Source organism: Celeribacter naphthalenivorans (assembly GCF_020524585.1).
In the GTDB taxonomy this organism is placed as follows: domain Bacteria; phylum Pseudomonadota; class Alphaproteobacteria; order Rhodobacterales; family Rhodobacteraceae; genus Celeribacter; species Celeribacter naphthalenivorans.
Genome location: NZ_JAIVLK010000002.1, coordinates 135,277 through 156,476 on the forward strand (window position 1 = coordinate 135,277; position 21,200 = coordinate 156,476).

The 21,200-nt window shown below is 58.4% G+C and carries 14 protein-coding genes and 1 tRNA gene; 13 read left to right on the plus strand and 2 right to left on the minus strand.

The window, feature by feature from the left end; translation table 11 throughout:
* The first annotated feature begins 126 nt into the window (after positions 1–126).
* The 13 genes from LC094_RS04280 to LC094_RS04340 all read left to right on the plus strand — a co-directional run bounded on the left by LC094_RS04280 (position 127) and on the right by LC094_RS04340 (position 18,010).
* Positions 127–879 (plus strand): cytochrome c biogenesis CcdA family protein, encoded by a 753-nt coding sequence (locus LC094_RS04280; RefSeq protein ID WP_226550502.1) that lies wholly within the window; start codon positions 127–129, stop codon positions 877–879.
* A gap of 59 nt (positions 880–938) precedes the next feature.
* Positions 939–2,159 carry a hypothetical protein gene (locus LC094_RS04285; RefSeq protein ID WP_226550503.1) on the plus strand — a complete coding sequence of 407 codons (1,221 nt, stop codon included), beginning with the start codon at positions 939–941 and terminating at the stop codon, positions 2,157–2,159.
* Positions 2,156–3,529, plus strand: coding sequence for a cytochrome P450 (locus LC094_RS04290; protein ID WP_226550504.1), 1,374 nt, complete (start codon positions 2,156–2,158; stop codon positions 3,527–3,529). The genes LC094_RS04285 and LC094_RS04290 overlap by 4 nt, the downstream gene beginning before the upstream one ends.
* 157 nt (positions 3,530–3,686) lie before the next feature.
* Positions 3,687–4,733 (plus strand): cysteine synthase A, encoded by a 1,047-nt coding sequence (locus LC094_RS04295; RefSeq protein WP_226550505.1) that lies wholly within the window; start codon positions 3,687–3,689, stop codon positions 4,731–4,733.
* Complete coding sequence (locus LC094_RS04300) at positions 4,730–7,207, plus strand: DUF3772 domain-containing protein (protein WP_226550506.1); 2,478 nt, start codon at positions 4,730–4,732, stop codon at positions 7,205–7,207. The genes LC094_RS04295 and LC094_RS04300 overlap by 4 nt, the downstream gene beginning before the upstream one ends.
* The gene (locus LC094_RS04305) at positions 7,204–7,956 is read left to right on the plus strand and encodes an alanyl-tRNA editing protein (protein WP_226550507.1); all 753 of its coding nucleotides are present in this window, start codon (positions 7,204–7,206) and stop codon (positions 7,954–7,956) included. Before LC094_RS04300 ends, LC094_RS04305 begins: the two co-directional genes overlap by 4 nt.
* Before the next feature lie 131 nt (positions 7,957–8,087).
* Positions 8,088–8,177 (plus strand) — tRNA-Ser (locus tag LC094_RS04310).
* 1,031 nt (positions 8,178–9,208) lie between these two features.
* Positions 9,209–10,717, plus strand: coding sequence for a hypothetical protein (locus LC094_RS04315; RefSeq protein WP_226550508.1), 1,509 nt, complete (start codon positions 9,209–9,211; stop codon positions 10,715–10,717).
* Positions 10,718–11,135: 418 nt separating this feature from the next.
* On the plus strand, positions 11,136–12,311 hold the full coding sequence (locus LC094_RS04320) for a TolC family protein (RefSeq protein ID WP_226550509.1): 1,176 nt from the start codon (positions 11,136–11,138) through the stop codon (positions 12,309–12,311).
* Positions 12,312–12,330: 19 nt separating this feature from the next.
* Entirely contained in the window at positions 12,331–14,466 is a 2,136-nt protein-coding gene (locus LC094_RS04325; RefSeq protein ID WP_226550511.1) for a type I secretion system permease/ATPase, read from the plus strand.
* Entirely contained in the window at positions 14,463–15,635 is a 1,173-nt protein-coding gene (locus LC094_RS04330) for an HlyD family efflux transporter periplasmic adaptor subunit (RefSeq protein ID WP_226550513.1), read from the plus strand. Before LC094_RS04325 ends, LC094_RS04330 begins: the two co-directional genes overlap by 4 nt.
* 76 nt (positions 15,636–15,711) lie before the next feature.
* Complete coding sequence (locus LC094_RS04335; protein WP_226550515.1) at positions 15,712–17,040, plus strand: BamA/TamA family outer membrane protein; 1,329 nt, start codon at positions 15,712–15,714, stop codon at positions 17,038–17,040.
* 541 nt (positions 17,041–17,581) lie between these two features.
* Complete coding sequence (locus LC094_RS04340) at positions 17,582–18,010, plus strand: hypothetical protein (protein ID WP_226550517.1); 429 nt, start codon at positions 17,582–17,584, stop codon at positions 18,008–18,010.
* 80 nt (positions 18,011–18,090) lie between these two features.
* Here the strand turns inward: LC094_RS04340 and LC094_RS04345 are convergent, their stop codons facing one another.
* A complete protein-coding gene (locus LC094_RS04345) occupies positions 18,091–18,726 on the minus strand; it encodes a response regulator transcription factor (protein ID WP_226550518.1) in 636 nt (211 codons plus the stop codon).
* Positions 18,727–18,922: 196 nt separating this feature from the next.
* A complete protein-coding gene (locus tag LC094_RS04350) occupies positions 18,923–20,905 on the minus strand; it encodes a hybrid sensor histidine kinase/response regulator (RefSeq protein WP_226550519.1) in 1,983 nt (660 codons plus the stop codon).
* Positions 20,906–21,200: the final 295 nt, after the last annotated feature.

Here is a 21,200-nt window from a genome sequence, read left to right on the forward strand (position 1 = left end):
CAAAGACATGAAACGGCCGGGCACAGTCCCGGCCGTTTTCATTTGATGCACTCTCAAACGAGAATGTGAGCCGCTGCGACAGTCACGACGCTGGTCAGAACCGCTTTCCTGTGGCATGAGCAAAATATGTTCGGAATTGATCTCTTTGACGCCACGCTTCTGCCCTCCATGTTCGTCGCGCTTGCGGCGGGGATGGTGTCGTTTCTCAGCCCCTGCGTCCTGCCCATCGTGCCGCCCTATCTGGCCTATATGTCCGGGATTTCGATGAATGAGCTGACCGGCGGCGGCAAGGCCTCTCGCAAGGCGATCCTGCCCGCTCTGATGTTCGTTTTGGGGCTCTCGACTGTCTTCCTGTTCATGGGCTTCACGGCCTCGGCCTTTGGGATGTTTTTCCTAAAAAATCAGGTGCTTTTCGCGCGCATCTCAGGCGTGGTGATCATCATTTTGGGACTGCATTTCCTGTCTGTGTTCCGCATTCCGATCCTCGACCGCGAAGCGCGTCTGGACGCGGGCGACAAGGGCGGCACCGCTCTGGGGGCTTACGTTTTGGGCCTCGCTTTCGCTTTCGGCTGGACGCCCTGCATCGGGCCGCAACTGGGCGCGATCCTGTCGATGGCGGCCTCTGAAGGGTCGGTCTCGCGCGGCACCACGCTTTTGGCGACCTATGCCATTGGCCTCGGTCTGCCGTTTCTCTTGTCTGCGATTTTCATCACCCGCGCGGTCGGTCTGATGAACCGTCTCAAACGCCATATGGGGCTGATTGAGAAAATCATGGGCGGGCTTCTTCTGCTCGTCGGCCTGCTGATGGTCACCGGCGCCTTCTCGCGCCTGTCGTACTGGCTTTTGGAAACCTTCCCGGCGCTGAGTCAACTGGGTTAAAGGGGCTTAATTTCGCCCCAAACCCGCGCTAGTGTACCGAAAACGTTAAAGGTTTCGGGATGAGCGAGCAGGGTAAAGAGGTTAAACGGCGTCGGGTGTTTTACATCCCCGGCTACGACCCCATTCCGCCGCGCCGCTACCGCGAATTGTACCGCAAAGAGGGCGCGACGCAGGCGGAAATCTCCGGCTATTCCCTCACGCTTTCCCCGAAAAAGGGCCGCAATTTCGGTTGGTCCGTTCGCGGCGAGATCGACGGTCAGGCGACTCAGAGTGAGATCGACGTCCTCGTCTGGTCCGACATCGTGCAAGGCAGCATGGAGGCGGGGATTTTCCGCACCTATCTGATCCTTGCGCGCACCGCCTGGATTTACATCTCCACGGGCGCGCTGTTTCGCCTTATGAAGCTCCGGCGCGGGCCGGTCATTGCCGCGCTTTACCCGATTGGCGTGTTGCTGGCGCAGCTTCTGATTGCGCTCTTGTTGGTCTGGGCGATCACTTGGATCGCGGGTCTCATGGGGGCGGCTTGGATCGGTTTTGGTCTCGGCCTGATCGCGGGCTATTTGCTTTTGCGTTGGTTCAAGGCGAAAGACGGCAAGCTGTTCGCCTATTATCTGATGCATGACTACGGGTTTTCGGCGCGCTGGCGCGGGGCCAATCCGCCGATGCTGGACGCTCGCATGGCCGCGTTTCGCGCCGAGATTGCTGAGGCGCTCACGCAGGATTGGGACGAGGTTCTGCTCGTCGGACATAGCTCCGGCGCGCATTTGGGCGTGTCTATTCTGGCCGATCTGATCCGGGCGGGCGAGGGGGCTAAGGCAGGCCCCGTTCTGTCCTTCCTGACCCTTGGTCATGTCGTGCCGATGGTGTCTTATTTGCCGGAGGCCAAGGTGCTGCGCCGCGATCTGGCCTATCTTTCGGCGCGTCCTGAGCTTTTCTGGCTCGATGTCACGGCGCCGGGCGACCCGTGTTCTTTCGCGCTCTGCGATCCGATCAAGGTTTCTGGCGTGGCGCCTGACGGGCAAAAATGGCCGCTGGTGATGTCGGCCGCCTTCACCCAGACGCTCAGCCCCGAGAAACAGGCCACCATGAAACGCCGTTTCTTCCGGCGGCATTTTCAGTATCTCTGTGCGTTCGATCGGCCCGGTGACTACGACTATTTCAAAATCACCGCAGGCGGCGAAACTCTAGCCACGCGGTTTGCGGATGCGATGCCAAGCCCCTCGCGGATCGACACGCCGGCCAATAAATTTATCGAAATGGCGCCGGAGGATAGGTCATGATCCCGCCAAAACCGACCCCGCGCCCGGAAAAAACCAGTCTGCGCAATTACGTCAAACTCTTCCGCAAGGACATTCTCTCGGCGCAACCGGCCAAGCTCTATCGCGCCTGGATGGCGGAATATAAGACGCCGTTTTTCCGCAGTTTTCTGGTCAACCAGCCCTCTTTGGTCAAACGCGTGCTCAATGAGGAGCCGATGAATTTCCCCAAATCGGGGCGCGTGGCAGAGGGGCTCAGACCGCTTCTGGGCAATTCGGTGTTCCTGACCAATGGCGAGACCTGGCTCAAACAACGGCGCATCATCGACCCGGCGTTCGAGGGCGGGCGGCTGAAGGACACGTTTCCGGCGATGCTTGGGGCAGGGCAGGCGATGGTGGCGCGGTTGCAGGATCAGACCGGAGCCAAAGACGGCCCGCTCGACATCGAACCCTACGCCTCAGAGGGCGCGGCGGATGTGATTTTCCGCACGCTGTTCTCGATCCCGATCACCCATGACACCGCCTCGAAGGTCTTTGAGGAGTTCCAAGGCTATCAACGCGCCCAACCCATTCTCAACATCGCCGCCTTCATCCCGCTGCCGAAATGGTTGCCCCGGTTTCATCGCAAACGCACTCGCGACGGCGCCAAGGCGATCCGCAAGCTGATCACCGATCTGACCGCCAAACGCATGGCGGAGATCAAAGCGGGCACCGCGCCCGACGATCTGGCGACGAAGATCATGACCACCGCCGATCCGCAAACGGGAGAGCGGTTTGACACCGAGGAAATGGTCGATCAAGTGGCGATCTTTTTCCTCGCGGGGCATGAGACCTCGGCCACGGCGCTGGCTTGGGCGCTTTGGCTTTTGGCGGCGAATCCGGAGGTTCAGGACCGTGTGGCAGAGGAGGCGCTGAGCCTGCCCGACGCGCCGACGTTTTCGGACCTCTCAAAACTGCGCTTTACCAAAGACGTGTTCCGTGAAACGCTCAGGCTCTATCCGCCGGTGCCGATGATGGTGCGTGAGGCGAAATGTCCGGTGCGGTTTCGCGAACGCGACGTGCCGAAAGGGGCGCAGATTGTGCTCTCGCCCTGGCACCTCGGGCGGCATGAGATTTTTTGGGAACGGCCTGATGAATTCGACCCGGATCGGTTCAAAACCGAAAACGGCAAGACCTGTCTGCGCGACGCCTTCATCCCGTTTTCCTCGGGGCCGCGGGTCTGTACCGGCGCGGGATTTGCCATGGTCGAGGGGCCATTGTTTCTGGCGCTTTTGCTGCGGGCGTTTCGAGTTGAAACCGTCGCGGACAAGACGCCCGTGCCCGTCGCGCATCTCACCGTGCGCTCGAAAGACGGCATCTGGCTCAAACTCACGCCTCGGCAGGACGCTTTTTGAGGGCGGAAATCCTCACAGGGTAAGCTGTTCGGGCAAACGCGCGTTCCGGCATCGCGCGAAAAACCGGAACAGCCTCCCTGTCTCTTTGGCGCTGTCTTGAGTTCGCGGAATGGACGTCCTACACATTCAGGGACTGCGAGATTTAAAGGATATATCTATGTCTGCTCCTTCTGCCCTGAAACGCGATATGATCGACAGCATCGGCAACACGCCCCTGATCCGGCTCAAAGGCCCGTCGGAGGCGACCGGCTGTGAGATTTACGGCAAGGCGGAATTCATGAACCCCGGCCAGTCGGTCAAGGACCGCGCCGCCCTGTTCATCATTCAGGACGCGCTGAAAAAAGGCACGCTGAAACCCGGCGGCACGATTGTCGAAGGGACGGCGGGCAACACCGGCATCGGTCTGGCGCTTGTCGGCTCTGCTTTGGGCTTTCGCACCGTCATCGTGATTCCGGAAACGCAGTCTCAGGAGAAAAAGGACATGATCCGGCTCGCAGGCGCGGAACTCGTTCAAGTGCCCGCTGCGCCCTATAAAAATCCGAACAATTACGTGCGTTATTCCGAGCGTCTGGCCGCGAAACTTGCACAAAGCGAACCGAACGGCGTGATCTGGGCCAATCAGTTCGACAACGTGGCGAACCGTCAGGCGCATATCGAAACCACCGGCCCGGAGATCTGGGATCAGACCGGCGGCAAGGTGGATGGCTTTATCTGCGCGGTGGGCTCCGGCGGCACTTTCGCGGGTGTCGGCATGGCGCTTCAGCCCAAGGGCGTGAAAATCGGTCTCGCCGATCCGATGGGCGCGGCACTCTATAGCTACTACAAAACCGGCGAGCTGAAATCCGAGGGCGGTTCGATCACCGAAGGCATCGGGCAGGGCCGGATCACCGCCAACCTCGAAGGCTTCACCCCGGATTTCGCCTATCAAATCCCGGACGAAGAGGCGCTTCCGGTCGTTTTCGACCTGTTGGAACACGAAGGCCTCTGCGTCGGCGGCTCGTCCGGCATCAACGTCGCGGGCGCGATGCGCATGGCGCGCGAGATGGGGCCGGGTCACACCATTGTAACGATCCTGTGCGACTACGGCACGCGCTACCAGTCGAAATTGTTTAACCCCGAGTTTCTCAAGGAAAAACAACTGCCCGTGCCGGAATGGCTTGACCGTGGACCGCGCGCGCTGCCTGACGTATATGAAGGGGTATGATCAGCCAGTTTTTACGTCGATTCATCCTGATAGTCCTTTTGGCCCTGCCGCTTTCGGCAGCGGCCCAAGAGGGGGCCACACCCGATTACAAGCAATGGGAAAGTGAGGCGCGCGTTGCGGAAGAGCAAATCTCCGCAAGCGACACCTCGAATGCCGCGCTTGAAACGCTTCGTGGTGAGCTTGTCACCTGGCGTGAAAGTTTCCTTTCCGCAGAGGGTGCGAATTCCACCCGGATCGAGACGCTCAAGGCGCAGATCGACGCGCTGGGGGCCGCGCCCGCCGAGGGTGAAAGCGAAAGCGCCGAAATCACCCAGCGGCGTCGCGAGCTGAACAGCCAACTTGAAAGCGCGCAGGCGCCGATCAAGACCGCCGAAGAGGCCTATACCCGTGCCAACGGGCTGATTTCCGAAATTGACGCAACGCTCACCGAACGTCAGGCCGATGAGCTGATGAGCCTCGGTCCGAGTCCGCTCAATCCGACGCTTTGGCCCGCCGCCTTTGGCGCTCTGGCGCAAACGGGTGTCGCGGGCTGGACCTCCATCGTGGAAAATGCCGCCTCGCAAACCGGGCGCAGCACGCTGAAAACCAATGGGGCGATGATCGGCCTGTCGCTTTTGGTGGCGCTGATTTTCATCATGCGTGGGCGGCATTGGTCGGAAAGCCTCACCAATTGGGTGCGCGCTCGTGTGTCGGGGGATGCGGGCAAGGGCGTCACGGGGTTTCTGGCCTCTTTGCTGCAAATTCTGATGCCGATGATCGGCCTGATCGCCATTCTCGTGGCGGCGACGCTGACCGGCGCCTTGGGGCCGCGCGCCGCTGTGGCGATGGCCGCGATCCCGCAAATCGGTCTGGTGTATTTCTTCTGGCGCTGGATTGCAGGGCGCCTGTTCTATGCGACGGGCGCGGAGGAGCCGATCCTCGATCTGGGGGCGGTGCGCCGCGTCGAGGCGATGACCATGGGGGCCTTGGCGGGCATCATGTCGGTGCTCAACGAGGTGCTGATTCAGCTGGCGGAGATCGATGCCTATACGCCCGCGACCCTGGCGGTTCTGAGCTTTCCTCTGGTGCTGGTGGCGGGGATTGCGCTGTTTCGTCTGGCGCGGATTCTGGCGCCTGCGAAAATCTCCGCCTCGGATGAAGAGCATCCTGAGGGGGCCGTCGAAGGTCAGGGCTTTGGCGCGCTGATCCTGCAAACCATCGCGCGCATCGTGTTGATCGCCTCGGTTTTGGCCGTGTTGCTGGCGGCGGCCGGCTATATGGAAGCGGCCAAGAGCATCGTCTTTCCGCTGTTGCGTTCGCTGGGCCTCATGGGCTTTGTCGCGGTGCTCTCAAAGCTTTGCTACGATCTCTACGCCTTGGTGACGCGCCAACAGGAGGGCGCCAAGGACGCGCTTATTCCGGTCTTTGCCTCCTTCCTGATCACCGTGGCGTCCCTGCCGTTCTTCGCGCTGATCTGGGGCATGCGCGAGGATCAGCTCTGGGAGCTGTGGGTCCAGATCAACGAGGGCGTGTCCCTGGGCGGGGTCACCATTTCGCCCGGCGTTTTTGTGACCTTTGTCATCGTCTTTATGATCGGTCTTGGCGCAACGCGGCTGTTCAAAGCGGCACTCAGAAGCACCGTTCTGCCGAAGACCAAGCTCGACAAAGGCGGCCAAAACGCCATCATCGCGGGCGCCGGATACCTTGGCGTCTTTCTGTCGGCGATCATTGCCATCGTCTCGGCGGGCATCGATCTGTCGGCACTGGCGATTGTCGCGGGTGCGCTGTCTCTCGGCATCGGTTTCGGCCTTCAGAACATCGTGCAGAACTTTGTCTCCGGCATCATTCTGTTGATCGAGCGGCCGATTTCCGAGGGCGACTGGATCGATGTCGGCAATGGCCAGATGGGCTTTGTGCGCGATATTTCCGTGCGTTCGACGCGGGTCGAGACCTTTGACAAGACCGACCTGATCGTGCCGAACGCCGATCTGATTTCCAATCAGGTGACCAACTACACGCGCGGCAATCTTATCGGTCGGGTGATCGTGCCCGTGGGCGTGGCCTATGGCACTGACACGCGCAAGGTCGAGGCGATCCTACGCGAGATTGCCGAGGACCAGCCGATGGTGGCGATGAACCCCGCGCCGCAGGTCTGGTTCCTGAATTTCGGGGCCGATGCGCTTGAGTTCGAGATCCGCGCGATCCTGCGGGACGTGACCTATATCGTGGCGGTGAAAAACGACATCAACCACGCGATCGCGAAACGCTTTGCCGAGGAAGGCATCGAGATTCCCTTTGCGCAGCGCGACATCTGGCTGCGCAATCCTGAGGTTTTGTCGCCAAAACCGGCGGTGCCGGATGCGGGTCAGGCGACTGAGGGGCAGAAGCCGCAAAGCACAGCGGGTGAGACGCCGAGCAAGGCCGATCCAAGGATGTTGGAAGACGAAGATTTCGACCAGGACGCGGAGGGCGACGCAGATGGGGACAGCACATGACCGTGCTGCTGTTTCGCGAAGATGCCTATCTGCAAGAGGCCGAGGCCAGGGTGCTGCGCCACACCTCCGAGGGCGGTGTGGTGTTGGACCGCACGATTTTTTATCCCACGGGGGGCGGTCAGCCCGGCGACAGCGGGCGGTTGGATTGGTCTGAGGGCGGCACCAAAGCTGGCCTGACGATTGCCACGACGGTGAAAGGCGCACCGAATGGTGCCCGCGATGAGATCGTCCTGATCCCTGCCGAACCCGCCCCCCTGCCGCCCATTGGCGCCACGGTGACCCAGCGTTTGGATTGGATGCGACGGCATCATCACATGCGCATTCACACGGCGTTGCATCTTTTGTCCGTTGTCTTGCCCTATCCGGTGACGGGCGGGGCGATTGGCGCGGAAAAGGGCCGGTTGGATTTCCAGATGCCGGAGCCCGTCGCGGACAAACAGGCGCTCGAAGACGATCTCAACGCCCTGATTGAGCGTGATCTGGTGGTCACCGAGGATTGGATCACCGACGAAGAGTTGATTGCCAATCCGGCCATCGTCAAGACCATGTCGGTCATGCCGCCGATGGGGCAGGGCCAGACTGAGGGCCGCGTGCGGTTGATCCGGATCGGGCTGGGACGCGATCAGATCGACCTGCAACCCTGTGGCGGCACCCATGTGGCGCGCACCTCTGAAATCGGGCGCATCCGCATCGGCAAGCTCGAGAAAAAAGGCCGCGACAATCGCCGGGTCTCGATCCATCTGGATTGAGTGTATTGCCTTGTTTTTATGGCGCAAAAGACCCTTTTCGCAGAGACGCTTTCGCGCGGCGTCAAAAAACATTCATTTTCTGACAATCGGGGGGTTGCACCCCCCCCATGATCTCCACTATAGACGCCGGCGGAGAGGTGGCCGAGTGGTCGAAGGCGCACGCCTGGAAAGTGTGTAGGCGGGGAACCGTCTCGAGGGTTCGAATCCCTTCCTCTCCGCCATATACCCTAAGAAAACCTGTGCTTGCTGCGATGTGTTGGCGGCATTTCCCTTTATTTAGACGGGGTTATTTGCGGCCTGTTGAGGGCTTCGCGTTTGGCTTTCATGCTTTTCTCACGTATGTTTCGCTCCAGCCTGTTCATTTGATGTTGTCCCACATGGGGGAGGGCGTTGGTAGGGGGCTGCGATGTAGGGCCGCTTTGGTCTACGGGCTGGATTGATCGTCTGTCTTGCGGTCAGAAGGCAGGATTAAGCCAAACAGATGTTGCGGCTCCTTTCCGAGTGCAATCGCCCAATCGTTCAACAAGGTCTGACGACGGTCATGCTGCCCAAATGGGGCGCGCTAGAATGTGCCTGCTTTCGCTGAGGAGGCGCGACAAAAGCAAACACCCACAGCGTGCTGAGCTTATGTCCTCTGGCTCGAGAAAGCGCCCTTCCGTTGGACGCGAGGCCTGTCATTCAAAAGCGCTGGAAACGGACCGGTTGGCAGGGGGTGGCCATCGTGATTCGGGTTGGATTCACGATTGGGCCGCTTGTGTTGTTCAGTGCGGTTTGTGCATTGCGGCGTGGCGAGGCGGCGATTGCGCGCAAATTTTCCTACAATACTAAAGTATATATTCTAGATGCTTTTGCGGGAGGCGTGACCCTGCGTGTTTGGGGGAATTGAGGTTTGCTGTTTGAGTTTATGCAATAATATAGCTCTTTTAAGAATTCTTTTTCACGTTGTTGATACCGCGTTTCAGCAAGGTCACATCGCTTTAAGGCTTCGCCGTTATGTTCGGGAAGTCGTTTTTTTACTTAGGTATGTCCTTATATACAAAATGCTGGATATGGGTTTCTCTCTGTCGTATAAAATAGTAAGTAACGTCGACGAAGCCTCTTGTGTTCGATGTGGATGTTGCGGGTGTCGTGTTGATTTTTGAAGTGTGGAGTGCGTCAGAAAATGGCGAAAAATGATCAGGATAAGCCGGTACAGCGCCCTGTAGATGAGGCCGCGCACCCTTTTCCTGTGGGCGCATCCCAACAAGAACGTATGAATCAGAAAGCCGGCCTGAACGGTGCGGCAGCCACCGCTATTGGTATGGGCTTGGCCTTGCAGGCGGGAATGTCAGAGGGGCTCAGCGCCTTTGCTGGCACGCCTCAAGAGGCGGTCGCCGAACAGGATGGGTCGGAAGACATCGTCCAGATTGCTCAAGCTGAAACAGACGCGCCGGAGGACGGCGAACTCAATGAAGAATTGCCTGATGTCGGTGCGGATGAGGGTGCCGACGATGTGTTGGGTGAATTTGACGTTGCTGTGTCTGGAGCCGTTGCCGCAGCGGGGCGGACCGCACAGACATCCGATGCAGGTGCGGCAAATGCGGCGGCAGTCGAGATTTTGGCGGAGGCCGATGAAGCAACGGCTGCACGCTTGGGGGGCGATTCCAATGATCCTCCCAAGGCTGATTTTTTCGACGGCGATGACGATGACGGCGGTCTGCTCGGGGATGTTCTCGATCCCATCATTGGGGATGATGGTCTTGTCGATGCGCTCCTAGACGCGCTGTTGGGCGAAGGTGGAATCCTCGATACGCTCCTTGGGGATGAGAGCCTTGTCGCTACGCTGCTCGACACTTTGATCGGTGAAGATGGCTTGCTCGATCTTGACGCTTTGGAGGCGCTTCTTGGCCCTGATGGGCTTTTGGGGAGTGCGCTGACGGAGTTGCTCGGAGATGAGTCTCTGTTGGCCGATTTGCTCGGCGAAGACGGTGTGATCGATGATCTCATGGATGCGCTGGTCGGCGAAGATGGTGTGTTGAGCAGCATCCTTGACCCGATTTTGGGGGACGGGGTGCTCGACGGCGTGTTGGGCGACGATGGAATCATTTCGGACGTTGTCGATGACCTGTTTGGCGAGGGCGGCCTTTTGGACGATCTGGTCGGCGATTTGCCGATCATCGGAGATCTCGTCGGCGATGGCGGCCTGCTCAGCGGGTTGCTTGGTCTGGGCGGCGGATCTGATGCGACGGATGAGGCAGATGGTGTCAGTGGTGAGGAAGAAGGTGATTTCCTCGATACGCTGATCGGCCTCGATTCGTCCGCTGGGGATGTCGGAGATGTTCTCGGCGAGGTGACGGACACAATTCTGGATGGCGTCGATGACGTGCTGACGGGCCTGTTGGGCGATGAGGATGTCTTTGACATCGACGTTCCAGAGGTGGCTCTGGGCGGGTTCGACGATCTGTTTGCCGGTCTTGTGGGCGAGGACAGCCTGACCGGATCGTTGGCCGATCAAGGGCTCTTGGCGGGCGATGTCGGCCTGCCGCTGGATGGTGAAATCGATAGCCTGCTGAGTGAAATCCTCGGCCCCTCGAGCTCGGATGTCATGGCGGGCGGCGATGCTCTGGATGCGATTCTGGGTGATGTGGTCGAAGACAGCGGCGAGCTCATTGGCGGCTTGCTCGGTGAGACTGGCGATTTGGCTGGGGCACTTGTTGATACGGTCGGTGTCGAGGATACGCTCCTTGATGGATTGTTCTCGCATGATGATGCCGCACAGTAATGTGTAAACTAGGGTTGAAATTTCCACCCCAATACTTGATGTATTAAATATATACCTTTAGGTGGTAAAAGGCTTAATGTTTCACCTTTAGGGTGCATCATGAGAAGGCCGTATCCGCTTTTGTGGATCCGGCTACGTCAAACGTTTGTTCTGGGGGGTCGATCGCTCTTTTGCAGGGGGGAATCGATAGCGATGATATGATGTTAAGAACTTTTGTAGCGATGCGGAGACCGACCCTAATTCTGGGTTCACTTCCTATCTCCACGGCTGTGAGTACTCTCAGATGAGGCGGGAAAGCAGGAGACCTTTGCCAGCCACACGCACGCTCGGGCGGTCCCTTGGGAAACGCGTCCGGAAGGGCCTCATTGCATCCGCTTGTGTTCTGACAGTTTTCTCAGCACCTGCCGCATGGGCGCAGATGTCGTTACAGGAAGCGGTCTTGGTTGCTTCGGTGAACGATCCTGGCGTCGAAGCGTTGCGGCAAGAAGTTGCGATGAAAACCGTCGATATTCAGGCGGCGCGCGATGCCTATTTCCCGTCCATCAGCCTCTCCGGCGACACAAGCACGACAGATAGTGATGGTCCGGGGCTTACCATGAGCGTCACGCAGGTGCTCTTCGATTGGGGCAAGACAAAAGCGGATATCGAAGAAGCCTCTCAGGTCCGCGTCCAGGCAGTGTCCGATCTGAAGGTTGCGATCGAAGATCTGACATTCGAGATTGCGGGCTTTTTTCTTGATGTAGAGGTTTTGGATCGCAAAATCGCCTATACGAGAGAGTATATGGCATTTGCGCGCCGTTTGGCGGATCAGGCGCAGGATCGCGCCCGTGCGGGCGTCAGCGACAACAGCGAAGTGGCGCGTGCGCGCCTTGAGATTGCGCGTGCGGATGAGCAGATGTCGCAACTTTTGGCCAATCGCCAAATCGCCATGGCCCAACTGGAATTTCTCATTGGTCAGCCGGTGCCGAGCGTCAATAGGCCGCCCGTGATCGGCTTTTCGGAGCATTACGGAAGTTCCGAAAAAATCCGCGCGGCCATTCGCATCGCGCCGGAATATGTCGCCGCCCGGGCCGCCGTGGCCGAAGCTGAGGCGGGGATCACCACCGCGAAAGCGCAGCGGTTTCCCACGATCAATCTTCAGGCGCAGGGGCGCGTTGATTTGAATGGCGGCGAGACACAAACCGCCTTGGGGATTTCCGCAGGTGTGGACCTGAATTCGCGTGGCTTTGGTCAGCGCCAGATTCAGATGGCCCAGCTTCAGGTCGAAGGCGCGAAAGCCTCGCTCAATGGGGTCGAACGTCAACTCATGAACACGGCCAGCAGTGCGCTGGAACGGCTAAGCCTTTTGCGGCGGAGCGAAAGCTCCAAAGCGGTGCAGCTTCGCGAGTCGGAGAAAGTTCTGAGCACCTACGAAGAGCAATTCGTCGCGGGACGACGTGAGATTCTCGATTTGCTGACGACGGGGCGTGATCTTTATGACGCTCAGCTTGATGAGATTGACACATACGATGAACGCAAACGCACGGAATATGAATCGGCCAAGGAACTCGGTGTGCTTGGCACGATGCTCTCCGTCACCACGGTGATACAGTAATTAGGGAACGGACGTTGGCATGAAAGATACGGTATCGCACGATCCTCTTGTCCTGGGCCTTCTGGAACTTTGCCGGTTGCAGGGGGTGTCCAGCTCGGTCACCCAGTTGACCGAAGGATTGCCGCTTGAGGCGGGGAGCCATTTGACACCGGAGATGGCGCCTTTGGCGTTGCGACGTGCCAATATGAGCTGCCGGATCAGCCGCGAGGTGCTGGACACTCTGCCTGAACATAGTTTTCCGGTTCTGCTCTTTCTGAAAGACGGCCGCACGCTGATCCTCGAAGAGATGTCGGGCCAGCGGGCCAGAGTCGTTCTACCGGAGTCCGGCGGCGGTCGAGCCGTTTGGACCCTCGAAGAACTTGAGCGCCTACACGACGGTAAACTGTTGATTTCAAAGCCGCTCGACATCGTGTCCGACCGTCTGGATGGCAAAAAGGCGGGGCGTGGGCATTGGTTGCTTGGGCCGCTGTGGGAAAATTGGTGGATTTATAGCGACGTGATGATCGCGTCCTTTGCGGCCAATCTTCTGGCCGTCGCGACCGCGCTGTTTTCGATGCAGGTCTATGACCGCGTGGTGCCCAACAATGCGATGGACACCCTGTGGATTCTGGCCAGTGGTGTTGGCATCGCCATCGTGCTTGAGCTGGTCTTGCGCTTGATGCGCTCGTCTTTGGTCGATGTCTCTGGGCGCGATTTGGATTTGCGTCTTTCGGCACAGCTTTTTGACAAGGTGGCGAACATGCGCCTTGTCAACCAGCCCGCCTCACCGGGCGTCTTCGCAAACCAAGTCCGTGATTTCGGCGTTGTGCGTGAGTTCTTCACGTCGAGCACCGTGACGGCCATTTGCGATCTGCCTTTCGTGCTGATCTTCCTGGGCGTGATCTGGTTCATCGGTGGCTCTGTCGCGCTGGTGGTGTTGGCCGGGGTGATCCTGACGGTTTTGCCCGGCATTTTGATGCAAAAGAAACTGGCGCGGGCCTCAAAGGAAAACACCCGCGAGGCGGCTGCGCTCAACGGGCTGTTGCTCGAAACCATCACCAATCTCGAAACGGTCAAAGCGGCGCGCGCCGAAGGTCGGCTTCAGCGGGCGCACGCACAGCTGACGGCGACGATGGCGACGACGGCGGTGAAGACCCGCAATCTGACGACGTTGATGACGCAGCTGGTCAGCGCGGTTCAGCGCCTTGCATATGCGGGTGTGGTGATCGCTGGCGTCTATCTGATCAGCGCCGGTGATTTGACCGTCGGTAGCCTCATCGCCTGTACCTTGTTGTCGACCCGTGCGATGTCTCCGATGGGGCAGGTGGCCGGGCTTCTTGCCAAGTGGCAACATGTGCGCGCCGCGATGGAAGGTCTCGACGAGATCATGAAAATGCCGGTCGAGCGCCCCTCGGATCGGCATTTCGTGCGCGCAGAAATGATGCAGGGCGACTACCAGCTTCAGGACGTGGTGTTTCGCCACAATCCCGAGGCTCCGCCGGTCTTGGCCATCCCTGAATTGAAAATCGAAGCCGGGGAGCGGATTTCTCTTTTGGGTGGCAACGGGGCCGGGAAATCGACGCTGTTGCGTTTGCTGGCCGGTTTGACCGATCCGCAAACGGGGAGCGTCCTGTTGGACAATCTTGCCTTGAGCCAGATCGATCCGATCGACCGGCGGCGTCAGATCGGCTATCTGCCGCAGAGCGTCGCTTTGTTTCAGGGCACGCTGCGCGAGAATCTTTTGCTCGATCACGGGCTGCATTCCGACGAAGAGCTTTTGACCGCGCTTGATGCCGTGGGACTTGGCAAATTCGTGCGCCAACACGTGCGCGGGCTCGATCTTCAGATTCAAAGCAATGCCAATGTCTCCGGCGGTCAGCGACAGTCCATCGGTTTGGCGCGCGTCTTGTTGCAGGACCCGAAAGTGGTGCTGCTCGATGAACCGACCTCAGCGTTTGACCATGTGACCGAAGCCAAAGTGATCGCCTATCTCAAAGACTGGCTCAAAGGCCGCACGACGATCATTTCCACCCACAAGCGCGAGTTGCTCGGTCTCACCGAGCGGGCGATTGTGTTGAAGGACGGGCGCGTGGCGCGGGATGGTGATCTGCTTCAGATCCTCAACACGGCGCGGGCCAATTCGGCGCAGTCCAAACCGGTGCAGGCCGTGAAATGAGCAACGCCGATCTGATCACAACGAGCCATATCGACGGCAGCTATCGCAGGCAGACCGTGAAACGCGCGCGCTTGGTGATCCAGACGGTCGTGCTGTCATTGGTCATCGCAATCGGCTGGGCCGCGCTGGCCCAGATCAACGAGATCACCCGCGGCGACGGGCGCGTCGTGCCGCTGCGTCGTTTGCAATCCATCCAAAGTTTGGAGGGTGGCATCCTTGCGGAACTGCATGTGAGCGAGGGGGACATCGTTCAGGAAGGCCAGCTGATCGCCCGTCTCGACCCCACGCGGTCGCAAACGGCCTTCAACGCCACGCAGGCCGAGATCACCGCATTGGCGGCAGAGGTTCAACGTCTCGAGGCGGAGGTTCTGGAGCAGCCGCATCTGGAGTTTGGGCCAACGCCCAACGAGGCGGAAGCGACGGAATTGCGCCTCTTCGAAGCCCGCCGGACCAAGCTTGAAGCCTCACTGGCTTCGCTTGAAGAGGAACGTGGCACGATCGAGAGCCAGATCGAAATCACCAGCCCGCTGGCCGCGGGCGGGGCCGTCAGCCAGATCGATCTTTTGCAGTTGCGTCAGCAAAAGGCGGAGCTTGACGGCAAGATCAACGAAGTGCGCAACGCCTATGTGCAGGACGCCTACAAGGATCTCGCGGCACGGCGCGCCAAACTGACGACCTTGCAGCAGGACCTGATCCAGAAGCAGGACGAATTCCAACGCACGGAAATCCGCTCGCCCGTGGCCGGACGTGTCAACAACATCGAAATCACCACACTGGGCGGCGTGGTGCAGCCCGGTGAGCCGATCATGGAGATCACGCCGACGGACGATCAGCTTTTGATCGAGACCAAGGTCAAGCCGCAAGACGTTGCCTTTGTCGCGCCGGGCATGCCCGCGAGCGTCAAGATCACGGCCTATGATTTTGCGACCTATGGCGATCTCGCCGGGGTGGTCACGCAGATTTCCGAGGACACGGTCGAAGAGGACACGCCGCAGGGTCCGCAAGATTTCTACCGCGTGATGGTGCGCACGGAGACCAGCTATCTCGAACGCTTTGGGGAGCAGTTCGCGATCCGGCCCGGCATGGTCGCGCAGGTCGATATCGAAAGCGGAGAGCGGTCGGTTCTGAGCTATCTGACCCGTCCGCTGATGCGCGCAAGATTGCGTTGAGCGTTTTGGATGTGGGGGCATCAGAAACGCAGACGCAGAGCTGAAACAATTGAAGAGATGTAAGAGAAAGACACCTATGCTGCCGCCACTCTTTGCTCCTGCCGTGCGACGCACGGCGGTTCTTTTTCCTGCTTTGGCACTGATTGCGACAGTGGGTACTGCGCAATCTGTTGGGACCCAATCGGTGCAAAGCTTTGCCCGCGTCGAAGTGCGCGGGGCGCAGTTCATCCCGGAACAGGACATTCAGATGACCTGCGGGGCGGTGCCGAATGTGCCCTATCTCTCGCTGGAACTGCGCGCCATCGAGGATTGTCTCATGTCCACGGGCGTGTTCGAGAGTGTTGTGCTTTATCCCGAGGGGGAGACGCTTGTCATCGAGGTGCAGGAGTTGAACACCCAGCCGGGGCGGATCGAGGGCAGCCTGAGTTACGCGTCGCAAGACGGGGTGATCGGTGGGCTGTTTTTTGAACGCTACAACCTTTTGCCCGACACCTACGGCTCGGTGCGGCTGGAATATAATTCCGAAGTCAAACGGGCCATCGCGCGTCTCTATCATGTCGATGTCATCGGCGACGACATTGATTTGGGCTTTCGCACGGGGTGGGAGGAGATCTCCTACGACGACCGCTCTTTCTCGCGCGAGGCGGCTCAGATCGAAGCCTATCTGGCCTGGACACTCACGACGAGGACGCGTCTGGAGGCGGGTCTGGGATACCGTGATTACCGGCTTTTCGATGTGGCGCCAGACGCCAGTGCGCTTTTGCTGGCGGAAGAGACCGACAGCATCGCGGCGCCCTATGTGCGACTGGGCCTCAATCACAGCTCTTTTGAGGATGGCGAACGTGGCTGGGGCACCTGGGAATACAATCTCGGCATGGACCAGTATTTCTGGAACCTCGGCACGGATGACGAATTGTCCGATTTCCGCTTTGAAACCCGCTCCTATGTGCCGCTTGGGGCACAGTCTCGCATGTTGATCTCTCTCGAGGCGGGCACGGTTTCGGGGCAACAGGGCAATGCCACACGGGTTCTGGACCGCTTTGCGCCCGGCGCCGACATGTTTCGCGGCTTTGCGCCGCGCGGCGTTGGGCCGCGTGACAACGGTGAAGGGCTTGGTGGCAACAAGTTTGCGGTGTCTTCCGTCGAGTTCCAGCACAATTTCGAAGCCCTCGTCGAGGCGCCCGTGGTGGGAGGCGTGTTCTGGCAAACGGGCGCGGCTTGGGGCTTGGACGATACGCAGGGTGGGGCGATCGACGACGATTACCACCAGCGCAGTTCCGTGGGGCTGTCGTTGTCCTTTGAGGTGGGAACAAGCCCCATTTCTCTCTACATCGCAAAGCCGATCGAGAAAGAGGACGGCGATGAAGAGCAGGTTTTTGGTCTGAGCTTAAGCACACGTTTTTAGGCGTTTTTGACATCGGTTCGTCGGTGTCATGTCTGGAAATTTGATGGGCGTTGGCATCTCGCGGAGCCAACGCCTGTTTTCTATGCAATTCCTCGAGATTGATTTTGTACTACATACTAAAGATTATTTTTTAAAAATAAGTATAGGTATAAATATCCATTCGTGCTATCTCATGTCTCAAGACGGCGCAAGGACCTCAGGGTTTAGGGGGCGGCGCGATTCGAGATTTCGGGAGTTGGTCCCGGTTAGAGTGTTTGGTGATTTCATGCTTTTCAAACGACAACAGGCAAGCGGCAATAAGCGGAGCAGTCTGGAAGATCGTCTTTTTGCAAAAATGGACCGGAAAACGGCGCAGCAAAAAGGGGCGAATGGAGATTTGGTGCAAGTGCTTCGGGTGAACCGCCATCTGTCGGTTTGGTCGGAGCTTACGGAAGATGCTGCACCATCACGAAAGCACGCAATGCGTCGGCCGGTGCGGTTGGCATACTTGGAGTAAATATAAGACGCCGAAAGTGCGTCTGGGGATGACGGGGGCTCACGCATGCTACAGCAAACTTTAAAACCGGAAAATGCCGTCGCAGTTTCAGCCGGGTCTGCGCATTTGGTGATCAATGTGATTGCCTTCACCGATTGGGACGCAATCCCCATGGATATGTCTCAAATCAGGCAAGGATTTCAGATGTCCTTGCTCCACAGCGACAATGCGCACAATGCGCTGAGCCATCTACATGGTGGCGTCTGGAAACCAGATGTTCTTGTCGTGGATGAGGATTTTTTTGGTGCGCCGGAGGCCGCAGCAGATGCCTGCTTGCAAATCCGACGCACCTATCCCGATATTCGCATTGTCGCGCTTGAAAGCGAGATGTGGGAAGGGGAGTCCGTTCTGTCTTCTCTCGGAATCTGTCACGCCATTTTGCCCGCGAAAGCCTGCGGGCAAACGGTTCTGCGATCCTTGCGTCAGCTACATTAACGCGTTCTCTTTTTATCTGAGGCAGGGAATAAAGAGAAACGCGGTGCAAGGGAGAGCGGTGCGGGCGTTTCGCAACAGGCTCAGATGTAGTTCCTGTCCTGCGCCACGATGACCGCTTGTGTCCGGTTGTTCGCGCCGAGTTTCGTGCAGATTGATTTCACATGCATCTTGACGGTGGCTTCAGCGAGGCTCAGACCCTGCGCGATTTCGCGGTTCGATTGCCCCTCTGCCAAATGCTCAAGCACTTGCATTTCTCTTTCCGAAAGCGGTGATTTCGTCGTGCCGCGTGATTTAAGGCGTTGCAGGTCAAGCAACTCGACCGGCACATATCGTCCGCCCGCCGCCATAAAGCGGATTTCGTTGGCCAAATCTTTCAAAGACGCGGTCTTGAGGATGACGCCAGAGCTACCCATGGCGAGAATCTCGGTGACAACCTGAGCTGTCGGATCGCTGGTCAAAAGCCCGGTCGGTTTGCCTTGGTTTTTCTCAAGCGCTTTCCCCAGCCCCTCGACACCGTTCATGCCCGGCATGTTCAAGTCGACCAAAACCAAATCATAAGGGCCATCGCGGTCGAGAATGTCGATGGCTACATTCAGATCGGGAGCCGTTGTTACCTCGAATTCTGGGAGGTTGGAAAGAAAATGATCGAACATTTCCAAAACCATCGCGTGGTCGTCTGCAATCAGAATTCTCGTCTTAGAGGCGGTCGCCGTCATCTGCTTTCCTTCTTTTCCAAGCCTGTGCGGCCCAGTTGGTCTCACTGGTGAACTTCAATACGCAATGAAGCTCTATAGAGATCACTAAAATATTTTCACCACTCTTTAACTGAGCAAATGCTCATTATGTTCCGGAATTCTGCACGAAATCCACATTTTGCAATCTATGGTTGTATTTGAGGTGGGGCAATATAGCTTATGGTAGTTCAAAAATCGCTTTTTGAGTGCGCGCGAGGTCTTTTTCCAATTGTTTCTGACAGTCCTCTAAGGGGGCGCCAGCATCAAAAGCCTTTTCCATACACCGCAAGCAGGCTTCCAATGCGCCAAGTCCCGTGAGGCTACAGGCCCCTGTCGCCGCATGCAGCATGCGACCCGTATCGGGGCTAATGCCGTCTTTTTGCAGCTTGGACAACACTTGGCCCGCCTCGGCATGTGCGCGGGTCATGAAAGAGGTTGCGCCCTGATGGCCAAGTTGTGTCAGCAGTTCGTGCACAATCTCGTCTTTGAGCGGCGGAACCTCTGTCGCTTCCGGCTCAACGGCCTTGACCTCGTCCTGTGAGGCCGGCGGCGACAGCCTTTGCGACGTCCCTCTGGCGTCCTCCAAGACCGCGTGTAACGCCGCGCGCAACTGTGCCGGTCGAATGGGTTTCTCAAGCACCTTCGCAATACCGGCGGCGTCACAGGCCGAGAGCACGGCATCCGCCACATGCGCCGTCAGAGCCACGATGGGGCCGTGCCAGTTGATGTCTTTTTGTTTGCGCACGCGTTGCGCGAATTCGACGCCGGACATGTAAGGGAGGGTCATGTCGGTCAGGATCAGATCGAGTTTGTCGGTAATGTCCGATTTCGTGAGCAAGGAAAGCGCTTCAAGGCCTGTTCCAGCCGGCCAGACATGGGCGCCTGCGGCGCGCAGGACATGGCAAATCCAGTCCCGGCTTGCGGGGCTGTCCTCGACCAGAATGATGGAGAACCCTTGCAAAGAGTTTTCTTCGGGCAGCGACTTGTTTGGCGTTTCGGAAAACAGGCCCGTCTGCTCTCCTTTTTCTAAAACCAGTGTCACCTCCATCACCGTGCCAATGACCGCGGCGTCCGTGTCGGTTGCCGTCTCACAGTCGCCTGTATAGCGATCGGAGAATTCAAGCGTGCCGCCGAGTTGTCGCAAGGCATGGGCGAGGACATTCAATCCCGCCGACGGGCGCTCGGATTGGGCGGTGGTGCTGTCTCGCGAGGATTCGATCTGCTTCGCGTCGGCCTGACCGAGCGCTTTCAAAAGGCGCGCTTTTTGATCCGGGGGCAGGCCGCCCCCCATGTCTTTGACCGTCAGAGTAAGTTTGAGCGAGGGCTCATCGGTTTCCGTTGTGGCGATGGGACGACAAGAGAGCCCGATTTCGACATCCTGCCCGCCGTATTTGGCAGAGTTGTCGATAATATTTTGAAAGAGTGCCCGCACAAAACGCACCGGCCCATGCACCCACACATCTTCATGTGGATCGAGCCAAAGTTTGAGATTCACATGACGGGCGCGCGCGATCGGAGAGATCATCATCATGAGGCTGCGCAATTCCTCGGTGATGTTGAATGTCTCGTCCGGACGCAGGCCGCTGACGCTTTGCTCACCGCGAATGACACCAAGCACGTTGCTGATATGCTCCAGCGCCAACTCGGAGGTTTTCTTGAGCTGATTGCGGGCCTGTTGGTTTTGGGCCATGTCGTTAGTGGCGGCGGTGTCCAGAACATTCTCCGCCGTTGCCAGGAGAGACTGGATCGGCGTACGCAGGTCATGCGCGACGCGCATGAGCGTGGCGGCACGTGAGCGGTTGCGCAGCCAAGCGGCCTCGTGATCATTTTCTGAAAGTCGCAAAAGAAAGCCGTCGCCCGCCCCAAGAGAGAGATGGACGACTTCGCCCTCCAGCTCGGTTGCGCCAAGCGTGAGTGAGGTGGCGACACTGGTGGCGCGATTCGCCTGTTTGCACAGGGCTTTCCAGTCGAGTTTGTCTTGCAGATCCCCCTGATCAAGCTGCAGACGCTGTGCGGGAGCGTTGGCCAGAAGGATGCTTCCGGTCTCGGTGGCAAGTAAGGAAGGGCGCCGGTCCGTCGCGATGAGACGCGCAATGGTTTGAATGATCGGTCGCATCGCTGCGTTGTTCTGAGCGGGCGATGCATAGGGGTCAGACGTCATGTTTAACCATACCTGTGTTTCAGTCCTCGACGGAGTTTCCGTGCTGTCTGCGTCAGTTCTTTGCTTGGCCATGTTCAACTTAGCCGTGTGCAATCTGTCACGCGCTGAGTGTCGCTGAGTGATTGGCGCAAAGGAAGGGGAGATGCAACTTTTCGGCAATGTTTCTCGCTGCGTATTGTTCTAACTCTGATCAATTTGATGCTCTAAATATTATTATTGATGTAACTACATACTTTTGATAACTAAGGGGAGGGGTTATTGCTTACGTAACGATTCTGGCCGCAGGGGCCACATG